This is a genomic window from Glaciimonas sp. OK215 (assembly GCF_057787885.1).
This window is the reverse complement of record NZ_CM173544.1, coordinates 5,170,066-5,182,262: the sequence shown is the minus strand read 5'-3', so window position 1 is coordinate 5,182,262 and position 12,197 is coordinate 5,170,066. Positions and strand designations below refer to the sequence as shown.

Genomic DNA, 12,197 nt, shown 5'->3' with positions numbered 1-12,197 from the left:
AGTATCAGCTTGCATAGTTTGAAGAAAATTACGCGCACACTATTTACGTTCAAGAAGATCAGGTCGAATCAATCGGGGTAGTGGTCAGCTCCCGATTGATCACCCTTAGAACCGATGAGGCAGTCATGACCACCGATTTTTCCAGCTCCTCCACAGTCGCACAGGTGCAGCCCGATACCGGTCCATTGTCCTGGGTAATCAGCGAAATTCGCGAAGCGCTGGGGCGATCCATCAGCGCTTTGCGGCTGGTCGTTCCCGCGTCAGATGCACCCGCTTCACATCAGGTTGCCGGCACGGTTGAGCCGCAGCACGATCAAGCCACTGCATTACATCACGCCAAAACGTATTTGCATCAAGCGCACGGCGCGTTGCAGATGGTGGACATAGACGGTGTCACGATCATTACCGAAACCGTTGAGGATTTGCTGGATCGCGCACAAGCCGAGCAAGCGGCAGGTCTGATCGAATTAACCGCGGAGCATGTCCAGAGCATTCAAAATGCTTATCAGGCACTGATCGAATATCTGGAAGAGTTGCTGTCGGGCGGCCTTCATCAGCCGGTCAAACTATTCCCTTATTACAAGGCGTTGCTGGAAATTCGGGGCGCCGAAAGAATCCACCCGGCCGATCTGTTTTTCCCCGACCTGACGATACGCCCGCAGTTTGCCGCAGTCGACCACGCAGGCACTGAGCAGGCGATCGATTATCGACCGTTGCGCAAACGTTTCGAGATGGCGCTGCTGCCTTTTTTAAAGAGTGCCGACAGCGCAGTCGAATTAGCCAATGCCGCCATCATGCAGTCGGTGATTGCCGAGATAGAGCAAGTCCAGCGTAACCAGCAGGCACGGGCATTCTGGTGGGTAATGCAGGGCTTTGCCGACGGCGTCGCGAATGCGCAGGTGCCCAACGAGTTGTACGTCAAGCAGTTGTTTGCGCGCATCAATTTACAGCTGCGCCGCTTGAGTCAGGGTTCGTCGAGCATCTCCGAACGACTACTGCGCGATGCGTTGTTTTTCATCGCCAGAATACAGAGCCCATCCGCGCACAATGCGCAGATTTGCAGCATCTATCGGCTCGACGGCGTGGTGCCTGCCGACTTTCGTACGCGCCATTATGGTCAGGTCGATCTGGACGCTTTGCGTACCGCCAAAGAGCACCTGGCCAGAGCCAAAAATATGTGGGATCGGCTGACCGCCGGTGACGCTAATCCGGCCCATGAGTTTGAGCAGGAAATGCTCGGTCTGAGCGAGGCCGGCAGCAAACTGAACACGTCATCCTTGTCCAAGTTGTTGCGGGAATTGAGCGGTATTGCGCGCCACGCCGCACATTCCAAACCAGGTGATGCGATAGGACTGGAGATCGCTACCAGTTTGCTATTTATTGAAAATACGCTGACGCAGATTAATCGCTTGCCGGAGAATTTTTCCGAGCGGGCGGATGCGATGACGGCACGTTTGTTATCGATCATGTCGGGCGCAATACCGACCGAGCCGGCAGGCTGGCTGGACCATATCTATCGTGAGGCGCAGCAGCGGCAAACTGTCAAGGTACTTGCTGGTGAAATGTTAACCAGTTTGCGTCAAATCGAAAAATTGCTCGACGAGTATTTCAATGAGCCGGCAAAACGCGCAGTGTTGTCTCAAATCGATCACGTCCTGCATCAGATCCAGGGGGCGCTCGCGATACAGGAGCAGACGGATGCGTTAGCGTTGGTTGCCCATACCCGCGCTGCGCTGCAGCGGTTTGCCGAGGCCGAAGACGGTGTGCAACCTGAGCAGCAGGACTTCGAACGGATTGCCCAGAACATTGGTGCGCTGAGTTTCTATATTGAGAAGATGCAGCATCAATCCGGTTCGTCCGATGCGCAAAATATGCACTTGAGTTTCGATGAGCAGCGCGGCGTATTTCGCGTGAATCTGCTGGAGCGCCGAACTGCAGCACCGGCGTCACTGAACGAACCGATGGTGCGGTCGGTAACGCCGGCCGCAACGCCAGCCGTGGCACCGACAGTCACACCAACCGCGCAGGTTGCGCCGGCCGATGTTGCCAACAACATTCCTGCCGATGATGGGTCCGGAAAAGCTGACGGCGTCAGTAACGCCGCAGGGTCATTGGTTGAGTCGCTGCCATCCTTGTCATTTCTTGATTTGCCGACGGTAGAAGAAGAACTATTGCAGCGCCAGCAGCGCTCAGCGGAGTTGGCGCTGTCACTGACCGCGGAACCGCAAAATGCCGCCTTGCAGGCGCAACTCAAAGAGTCGCTGGTACAGATGCGGGTCGATGCCACATTGAGCGATGATCAGGCTGCCACGGAGCGGGCGCAGACCGCGATCAATATTCTGAACGATCCGAATTTCTCGGGTTCGCAACAATCGTTGAGCGAGATAGTGACCGCGATCGTGCCGCTCCATGTTACGGAAAGCGCGCCGGAAACGGTGTTGCCGGCAACTGCACAGGCGACCGACGAAGAGGTTGATGCCGAGCTGCTGGAAATTTTCCTGGAAGAAGCAGATGAAGTATTAACCAGCGTCCGCGAGACCGTGCCACAAGCGCGCGTGGCACCAAACCATCAGGAGCATTTGGTGGTATTGCGGCGCGCCTTTCATACTTTGAAGGGTAGTGGCCGGATGATCGGCCTGATGGCATTCGGCGACGCATCCTGGAGTATCGAACAAGTACTGAATTTGTGGCTGTCAGAGGCGAGATCCGGTACGCCGGATTTGTACGCGTTGCTGGATCATGCGGGGCTGTTTCTGGAGGACTGGGTGAAGGAAATCCACGCCGACGGAAGCTCGACGCGCACTGCGCACATGCTGACTGAGTATGCACAGCAAGTACGCGATGGCGAGACATTTTTGTTGGTTGAGTCGGCCACTGAAGCTACCGAATCTATCGAGTCTATCGAAGCTATCGAATTTGCCGAATTTGCCGAATTTGCCGAAGCTGCCGAAGCTGCCGAAGCTGCCGAATCCGTGGCCGAGGTCGCTGCCTTGCAGCCATCGCTGACACAGGCGGAGGAAGTGGAGCTATCCGATGCGGAGATGGCACTATTCGCCAATCACAACGTGATCTCTGCGTTTCCGGATGTGGCAACGCCTGCCAATCACGTCGACGCGGATGAGACGGCTCTGCCTCCGGATCCCGCCGATGCCGGCGCCGAGGTCATTAGGTTTCCAGGCATGCAGGAAACGCGGCAAGACGACAGCATTAAAAAAATTGGCGACCTGTCTATCAGTCTGCCGTTGTACAACATTTATCTGGCAGAGACGGACCAGTTGGTGCGTTTGTTGTCGCACGATTTTTCCGAGTGGCGTCATGAGCCGGAGCGGCTGGTCGCGGTGCAATCGATCCACGCTGCGCATTCGCTCGCGGGTAGTTCTGCCACCGTGGGCTTCAAGCCGTTGCAGGAAGTTGCGCACGCGCTGGAGATGGCCTTGCAGCGGATGGCTTTGCAGCCAACGCCAGTGCGTCAGCAGGAATTCGACATGATTGAATCCGCTGTCGAGCGCGCCAAGTGGATGTTGCAGCAATTCGCGCAGAGCGAAATGCCGTATTACGAGCCGGCGTTGGTGAGCGAACTGGATGGCTTGCGGCATGGCCTGGAAGCGCGCGCTGATGATCTCGAACCCTCGGAAGAGGCGTTTTTAGAGGCCTTATCCGCCGAGCCGCAGAGCGCGTTGCCTGGCGGCTCATCCGGTATACCGGTCCTTACCGTCAAGTCGGCGCAGCAAGCAGCAAATGATATTGAAACTTCATCGATTGCGCCGCCGGCGTTGACTGCGCTGCGTCAGGTCGTGTCTGCGAAACAGCCGGTGTTCGAACCGAATCCGGCAGAATTCGACCCCGCCCTGGCGTTGCGAGACGAGCTTGACGCCGATTTGCTGCCGGTGTTTTTGGAGGAAGGGCGCGACATCCTGCCGCAAATCGAAAGTGCATTGCGCAGCTGGCAGACGAATGCTGCCAATGCTGCGAATGGCGCTGCCGGCAGCTCTGCGTCGAACCCGATTCCGGTAGAGACCGCGCAAGCCATTCTGCGCCATTTGCACACCATCAAAGGCAGTGCGCGGATGGCCGGAGCGATGGTGCTTGGCCAGCATATGCATGAGATGGAAAGCCATATCGAGGCGACGCTGTATAGCGCAACGCCGTCGCCGCATGTGATTGATGAATTGCTGGCGCACTATGATCATGGCGTGCAGATGTTCGAGAGTTTGCAGCGCCCGCAGCAGACGCCTGCTGCGCATCCCGGCACACCGGTCAGTTTGGCGACCTTGATGCCGGCCACGGTCTTGCATGGCAACGTTCCGGCGCCACTGCTGGCCGCGGCGCCAAGCAACCTTGCCGTGGCGCAGGTGCGGGTCAATGCCGAGATTCTGGACCGGCTGGTGAATCAGGCCGGTGAAGTATCGATTGCCCGTTCACGACTGGAGTCCGGGATCGGCACCTTGCAGCAATCTTTGCTGGAGCTGACGGAAAACGTTGGACGTTTGCGGAGCCAGTTGCGAGAGATCGAGATGCAGGCGGAAACACAGATTACGTCCCGCATGACATTGGCCGGCGAGCGTGAATTCGATCCACTTGAGTTTGATCGCTTTACCCGCCTGCAGGAATTGACGCGGATGATGGCTGAGAGCGTCAACGACGTTTCTTCACTCCAGAAGAACCTGACCAAGACGGTCGACGATGCCAGTACCGATCTGGTGACGCAAGGACGCCTGACCCGCGATTTGCAGCAGGATCTGATGCATGTGCGGATGGTCCAGTTTGCCAGCGTCGCCGAACGCCTGTATCGGTTGACGCGTCAGGTGTCGAAAGAGCTCGACAAGCGCGTCAATCTGGATATTCGCGGCAGCACGGTTGAAATTGATCGTAGCGTGCTGGAAAAGATGGTGGGACCGTTTGAGCATTTGCTGCGCAATGCGATCGTGCATGGCATCGAAAGCCGTGATGGTCGGCGCGCCGCAGGCAAGAGCGATATCGGTGAACTGAGGATTGAAATCCGTCAGAACGGTAATGAGGTATTGATTCAGCTATCCGACGATGGGCAGGGTTTGAACCTGCCTCAAATTCGCGACAAGGCGAAGTCGATCGGATTGTTAGGCAGCGATCAGCAGCTCTCGGATGTCGAGACGACGGATTTGATTTTCAAGCCGGGTTTTTCCACCGTTACCGATGTTACCGAACTTGCCGGTCGCGGCGTCGGCATGGACGTGGTGCGTTCCGAGGCTGCGTCGCTCGGCGGCCGGGTGGCGGTCGCCAGCGAAGCAGGCAAGGGAACCCATTTCACGATTCACTTGCCGTTGACGCTTGCAGTGACCCAGGTCGTCCTGTTATCGACCGGCGGGAGTACTTACGCCGTGCCGTCAGCACTGGTGGAGCAGGTTCAGCAACTGAAAGCCAATTCGCTGGCGAGTGCCTACAATGACGGCATGGTGTTATGGCAGGGACAACGGGTGCCGCTGCATTATTTATCGGCATTGCTGGGTGAGCATGATGTGACGCCCGTGTCGCAGCAATATTCTCCGATCGTGATTTTGCGTAGCGACAACGATCGCGTAGCGATCCACGTTGATGAAATCATTGGTAACCGCGAAGTCGTGGTCAAGAATATTGGCCCGCAATTGTCGCGCATGATCGGCATAGTCGGTGCGACGGTGTTGGGTTCCGGCGATATTGTATTGATTTTGAATCCGGTGCCGCTGTCGCAACGTTATACGCAGGAGTTGCGCGCACCGCGTACCACTGCGGTAGCGGAACTCAAGGCCGGCGGAACCCTGAATGCGGTTCGGACAGTCGGTGCCGTTGCCGAAATCGTTAGGCCAGACAGCACGGCGGAAACGGTGCAGGGTTTGCGTACCCAAAAGATCGTGATGGTGGTTGACGATTCGCTGACAGTGCGGCGTGTCACGCAGCGCTTGTTATCGCGTGAAGGTTATCAAGTGGTGTTGGCGAAAGATGGCGTCGATGCGCTGGAGCAGTTGCAGGCGATTACACCTGACGTCATGCTGGTGGATATTGAAATGCCGCGCATGGATGGCTTTGATTTGACGCGCAATATCCGCAACGATGAGCGGACCCGGCACATCCCCGTCATTATGATTACTTCACGTACTGCGGCCAAGCATAGGACCTATGCGATGGAGCTGGGAGTGAATGAGTATCTTGGCAAGCCGTATCAGGAAGAGGCGTTGTTGAGTGCGATTGGGACGTTTATTCGAAAGGAAGTGGCGATATTGTAGGGGAGCAGAAAAAATCGATCAAAGCCGACATTTTCAGGAGTGCCGCAGAGCAACTGTCGACGATTCCAAATGGGACGCTTTACCCGACGACAGCGGCCATTCAAAGCGAGATCGTGACATTTAAAACTGCTAAAATGTCGGCTATGGCCACGCAACACAAAAATCCCGAAGCATCCCCGCAGCCCGACAATCTGGCGGCTGCTTCCGACTTTCCCGGTCCAGCGATGATGGACCTGACGAATCATTTTCTGATCGCCATGCCCACCATGCTGGATCCGGTGTTCGGCGGTACGGTAGTGTATTTGTGTGAGCATAATGCTAACGGTGCGCTCGGCGTAGTCATCAACAGGCCTACCGACATGACTATGGAGGTGCTGTTTGAGCGCATCGATCTGACGCTTGAAATCGCTCCCGAGCATACCCATGCTGCGGCGCACTCCGACAGCAGAGGAAAATTCGGTGATGCAATGTCCTCGCGGCCCGTGATGTTCGGCGGCCCGGTCCAGGTTGAACGCGGCTTTGTCCTGCATTCGCCGCTGAAAGCCTATTCATCAACACTCAAGGTAACCGACCAGATCGCGATGACGACCTCCAAAGATGTGCTGGAGGAGGTCGCCCATGGCGCCGGTCCGGCGCAATTGATGGTCAGTCTGGGCTGCTCCGGCTGGAGCGCCGGTCAACTGGAAGACGAGATCAGTCGCAATGGCTGGCTGACAGTCGTCGCCGATCCTTCCATCATTTTCGATTTGCCGATTGAGGAGCGGTTTGCCGCTGCCGTTAAATTGCTGGGCATCGATCCTTATATGCTGACAGGAGAATCCGGGCGTGCTTGAGTTCATGACGGTTTTTCAAGCTGTGGCCGCAGCGACGGCGAGTTAATGGAAACCATCCTCGGTTTCGATTTCGGGCTCAAGCGCGTCGGCGTTGCAGTCGGCAATACCTTGCTGAAACAGGCGCAGCCTTTGACCATCATCAGCGCCATCAGCCACGATGCCAAGTTTGTCGAAATCGCCGCCCTGATCAAGGAGTGGCAACCGGCCCGCTGTATCGTCGGCCTGCCGTTGCATCTGGATGGCGCGGCCCATGAGATGAGCGTGCGCTGCCGTCGTTTTGCCAATCAACTGCAGGGACGTTATGGTGTTGCCACCGTACTGGTCGACGAGCGCTACTCGTCGGCCGTGATCCCGCATCAGCGCGGCGAGTTAATCGACGACCAGGCTGCGGCCATCATATTGCAGCAATATTTCGACGATTTGGCTGATTGACCGGTCCGAATAACCAGATTGAATACTGATAAAAGATAATGCAATGACAATAATTTCCCCGCAATTCGATGCCGAGGCGCTGTATCAAGTGTTGGAAGCGCAAGTAAAAGCCGGCCTGGCGAACGCTGAGAATATCGCCGTGGTCGGGATTTATTCCGGCGGTGCCTGGCTCGCCGAGCGCTTGATGGCGGCCCTGAAGCTCACCGACCGCGACCGCCTGGGCTTTATCGACGTCTCGTTTTATCGCGACGACTTTGCCGAAAAAGGGCTGCGAGCCGATGTCAAGCCGACCCAAATTTCCTTCGATGTGAACGGCGCCACCATCCTGCTGGTCGATGACGTGCTGTACACCGGCCGCACTACGCGTGCAGCCATCAATGAATTGTTCGACTATGGCCGTCCGGCAAAAATCATGCTGGCGGCGCTGGTCGATCGCGGTGGTCGTGAATTGCCGATTGCCGCCGATTTTGTCGCCGACACAGTCACCCTGGTCGCTGGCGAATCGCTGGAACTTCAACGCGCCGATAATGGCGGACTCTCCCTGACGGTGCATCACAATGCTTAATCCCCAACTGAATAAAAACGGCGAACTGCAACATTTGCTGACGATAGAAGGGCTGCCGACATCGGTGGTCACGCACATACTCGACACCGCATCGTCGTTTGTCGGCATCAGCGACCGCGACGTCAAAAAAGTACCGCTGATGCGCGGCAAAAGCGTGTTCAACCTGTTCTTTGAAAATTCCACCCGCACGCGTACCACCTTCGAGATTGCCTCGAAGCGCTTGTCGGCCGATGTGATCAATCTGAACATCTCTGCATCCAGCGCCAGCAAGGGAGAATCGCTGCTGGACACCATCGACAATCTGGCAGCGATGCACGCCGACATGTTCGTGGTGCGCCATGCCCAGTCGGGCGCACCGTACCTGATTGCCAAGCATCTGATCGACACCAAGCAGTCGCACGTCCACGTGGTGAATGCCGGTGACGGCCGTCATGCGCACCCAACCCAGGGCCTGCTCGACATGTACACGATCCGTCACTACAAAAAGGATTTCACCAATCTGACCGTGGCGATCGTCGGCGATATCCTGCACAGCCGCGTCGCCCGCTCCGACATTCATGGACTGACAACGCTGGGTGTGCCGGAAGTACGGGCGATCGGCCCGCGCACTCTGCTGCCGAGCGGGCTGGAGCAAATGGGAGTGCGGGTTTTCACCGATATGAACGAAGGCCTGAAGGGCGTCGACGTCATCATCATGCTGCGTCTGCAAAATGAACGCATGACCGGTGCACTGCTGCCATCGGCCCAGGAGTTTTTCAAGAGCTACGGTTTGACGCCGGAGCGTTTGGCGCTGGCGAAACCGGATGCGATCGTCATGCATCCGGGGCCTATGAACCGGGGTGTCGAAATTGATTCTGCGGTGGCAGATGGCGCGCAAGCGGTGATTCTGCCGCAAGTGACTTTCGGGATTGCGGTGCGGATGGCGGTGATGAGTATTCTGGCTGGGAATTGAGTTTTTCGGTAAATACCTGGATAAGAAAAAATTAATACATGAAACTTCACATTAAAAACGGCCACCTGGTCGACCCAGCAAACGGCATCGACGCCAAGCAAGACCTGTACATCGCCGGCGGCAAGATCGTCGGCGTCGGCCAGCCTCCCGCCGATTTCATTGCCAGCAAAACGATAGACGCCAGCGGCCTGATAGTCGCCCCCGGCCTGGTCGATTTAAGTGCACGTTTGCGCGAGCCCGGCTACGAATACAAGGCCACGCTGGAATCCGAAATGCAAGCTGCGATGCAGGGTGGCGTGACCAGTCTGGTCTGCCCGCCGGACACCGATCCGGTGCTGGATGAACCGGGCCTGGTCGAGATGCTGAAGCATCGCGCCAAGTCCCTGAACCAGGCGCACGTCTATCCGCTAGGGGCGTTGACGGTCGGCCTGAAAGGTAAGGAACTGACTGAAATGGCCGAGTTGACCGAGGCCGGCTGTATCGGCTTCGCGCAGGCCGATGAGCCGATTCTGGACACCACCGTGCTATTGCGCGCGCTGCAATATGCGCAGACGTTTGATTACACAGTCTGGTTGCGTCCGCAGGACCCGTACCTGGGCCATGGCGGCATAGCCAACAGCGGTGCCGTGGCATCGCGACTGGGTTTGTCCGGCGTGCCGGTGATGGCGGAGACCATCCGTTTGCACACGATTTTTGAGTTGGTACGCGCTACCGGCGCGCGCGTGCACTTGTGCCGGATTTCCTCGGCTGCGGGTGTTGCGCTGGTGCGCGTCGCGAAAAAGGAGGGTTTGCCGATCACCTGCGACGTTGGCGCGCATCACATCCATATGACCGAAGTCGATATCGGCTTCTTCGACTCGAATGCGCGGATGACGCCGCCGTTCCGCTCACAGCGCGATCGTGACGCGATCCGGCAGGGATTGCTGGACGGCACGATCGATGCGATCTGCTCGGACCATACGCCGGTCGACGATGATGAAAAACTGCTGCCGTTCGGCGAAGCAACGCCGGGCGCTACCGGTCTCGAGTTGCTGCTGTCGCTGGCGCTGAAATGGGCCGAAGAAAATGTCGACTCTCCACAACAACGGCTGAGCCGGGCGCTGGCAAAAATCACCAACGATGCCGCGCGCGTCGCCGGTTTGCCGGCCGGTCAATTGGCGCTGGGCAGCGTTGCCGACATCTGCCTGTTCGATCCGGCCGTGCGCTGGACCGTGGAAGCCAAGGCACTGGCGAGTCAGGGCAAGCACACGCCATTTCTTGGTTACGAACTGAGCGGACAAGTCAAGGCCACCATCGTCGCTGGGCATGTCGCTTATGAACGGGCGACTGACCTCGCATGATCGCCTATCGTTTGCTGCGGATAATCGTCCACCTGTTCGTTGGTCTGTGGACTTGCGCTTTCGTGTTTCCGTACACCGATGCCGCTGGCCGTCAATGGCGTATTCGTCACTGGTCGATCAACCTATTGGCAATTTGCCGGGTGACAGTGGCGTTGCGCAATCCCCGGCAAGGTGAAGCCGCGGCACGCGCATTGATCATCGCCAATCATGTGTCGTGGCTGGATATCTTTGTGATCAATTCGCTACAGCCTTGCCGTTTTGTCGCCAAGTCGGATATCCGCGACTGGCCATTAATCGGCTGGTTGTGCGACCAGGCCGGCACCATTTTTATCGCGCGCGGCAAGCAACGTGATGTACGCCGGATTTTTCAGGGACTGGTGAGCAGTATTCACGCCGGAGAGCGCGTCGCCTTCTTTCCCGAGGGCACTACCGCGGCACAAGGAACAGTATTGCCTTTTCATGCCAATTTGTTCGAGGCGGCGATCGATGCGCAGGTGCCGATCCAGCCTTACGCATTGCGCTACCTGGACGCCGATGGGCGCTTGCATCCAGCCGCGGATTTTGTCGGCGACATGACCTTTGCACAGAGCATGATCGCGATCATGAAAGCGCCACCGATGAAGGCTGAGCTGATTCAGCTCGCATCGATTGAAACGACAGGAATGCACAGGCGCGAACTGGCGACGATTGCGCGCGCAGCGATTGCAGAGGCCTTGGAGCAGGGGCAGGCAGATGAGGGGAGCAGCAACCTGACGGCTGCTGTGTTAACGTCTGCGAGTATCGTAAATAATTAAACCCCCGGTTTTTGCGCCTGCGGACAGGCCACCTGAAACAACGCCCGGTCCCGCAGCCGCACGGCGGTCAATTCCCCGCCCCACACACAGCCGGTATCCAGGCCAATCAGATTTGGCCGCAGTTTCAGCCCCAAGGTGGACCAATGGCCGCACACAACGGTAACGTCGGCCGTTTGCCGTCCGGGTACATCGAACCAAGGCAGATAACCAGGGAGAGAAATGCCGGTACTTCCTTTTGCAGCAATTTCCATCGTGCCATCCTCGGTACAAAAACGCAGCCGGGTCAGCGCATTGACGATGCAACGCAAGCGGTCGTTACCTTGCAGTGCATCGTCCCAGCGTGCCGGCTGGTCGCCATACATTTCGCGTAAGAACGCAAGCCAATCCGGTCCCTGCAATACGGCCTCGACTTCCCGCGCCAGTTCCAAGGCCTTGGTCGTCGACCATTGCGGCAAGACACCCGCATGCACCAGCAAATGACCGTCTTCAAACAACGCCAAAGGTCGTCGTCGCAGCCAGTCCAGCAATTCCTCACGATCGGGTGCCTCCAGCACTTGTGCCAGCGTGTCATGCCGATGCAATTTGCGGATGCCATGGGCTGCCGCCAACAAATGCAGATCGTGATTGCCGAGCACCGTCTGCGCACGCTCCCCGAGAGAGCGTATCAGTCGCAGCGTAGCCAGCGAGTCCGGCCCTCTATTGACCAGATCGCCAACAAAAATCAATTTGGCATGCGGCGTTGCGGCGTCAATGCGCGCTAACAATGAGACCAGGCTTTGATGGCAGCCTTGCAGGTCGCCGATGGCGTATATGTTGGAACTAGCGGTTGTCATGAATTGTTGTTGGATTGTGCCATTCGAATTCGCTATTGTAGATGGCATAAGCTTTTGCGTTCAGAGTTATGTCTCGGGACCAACGGTACGGATATATTTTGAAGCGGGTTGATGGAAATCAACATTTTTCGTTCGGACTGCGTTGCGGCACTTTCTTTGCATATGACAGTCTCACTTCCAATCGGAATAATTGGTTGCTACTTTGCAAC

General features: G+C 57.2%; 8 protein-coding genes. 7 read left to right on the top strand and 1 reads right to left on the bottom strand.

Annotated elements, in window-relative coordinates:
• Nucleotides 1-125 precede the first annotated feature (125 nt).
• From AC3CHX_RS23825 to AC3CHX_RS23795, 7 genes are all read left to right on the top strand, one after another.
• On the top strand, nucleotides 126-6,239 hold the full coding sequence (locus AC3CHX_RS23825) for a hybrid sensor histidine kinase/response regulator (RefSeq protein ID WP_488630450.1): 6,114 nt from the start codon (nucleotides 126-128) through the stop codon (nucleotides 6,237-6,239).
• 224 nt (nucleotides 6,240-6,463) lie between these two features.
• The gene (locus AC3CHX_RS23820) at nucleotides 6,464-7,072 is read left to right on the top strand and encodes a YqgE/AlgH family protein (RefSeq protein ID WP_488644914.1); all 609 of its coding nucleotides are present in this window, start codon (nucleotides 6,464-6,466) and stop codon (nucleotides 7,070-7,072) included.
• Nucleotides 7,073-7,117: 45 nt separating this feature from the next.
• Nucleotides 7,118-7,504 carry a Holliday junction resolvase RuvX gene (ruvX, locus tag AC3CHX_RS23815; RefSeq protein WP_488630449.1) on the top strand — a complete coding sequence of 129 codons (387 nt, stop codon included), beginning with the start codon at nucleotides 7,118-7,120 and terminating at the stop codon, nucleotides 7,502-7,504.
• A 43-nt stretch (nucleotides 7,505-7,547) separates the two neighbouring features.
• Complete coding sequence (gene pyrR, locus AC3CHX_RS23810; protein WP_488630448.1) at nucleotides 7,548-8,069, top strand: bifunctional pyr operon transcriptional regulator/uracil phosphoribosyltransferase PyrR; 522 nt, start codon at nucleotides 7,548-7,550, stop codon at nucleotides 8,067-8,069.
• Entirely contained in the window at nucleotides 8,062-9,021 is a 960-nt protein-coding gene (locus AC3CHX_RS23805) for an aspartate carbamoyltransferase catalytic subunit (RefSeq protein WP_488630447.1), read from the top strand. The genes pyrR and AC3CHX_RS23805 overlap by 8 nt, the downstream gene beginning before the upstream one ends.
• Nucleotides 9,022-9,059: 38 nt before the next feature.
• On the top strand, nucleotides 9,060-10,361 hold the full coding sequence (locus AC3CHX_RS23800) for a dihydroorotase (protein WP_488630446.1): 1,302 nt from the start codon (nucleotides 9,060-9,062) through the stop codon (nucleotides 10,359-10,361).
• Entirely contained in the window at nucleotides 10,358-11,155 is a 798-nt protein-coding gene (locus AC3CHX_RS23795) for a lysophospholipid acyltransferase family protein (RefSeq protein ID WP_488630445.1), read from the top strand. Before AC3CHX_RS23800 ends, AC3CHX_RS23795 begins: the two co-directional genes overlap by 4 nt.
• Here the strand turns inward: AC3CHX_RS23795 and AC3CHX_RS23790 are convergent.
• Nucleotides 11,152-11,988: a symmetrical bis(5'-nucleosyl)-tetraphosphatase gene (locus tag AC3CHX_RS23790; protein WP_488630444.1), complete on the bottom strand. Its 837-nt coding sequence runs from the start codon at nucleotides 11,986-11,988 to the stop codon at nucleotides 11,152-11,154. The two genes, AC3CHX_RS23795 and AC3CHX_RS23790, sit on opposite strands and share 4 nt — an antisense overlap.
• Between the last annotated feature and the right edge of the window lie 209 nt (nucleotides 11,989-12,197).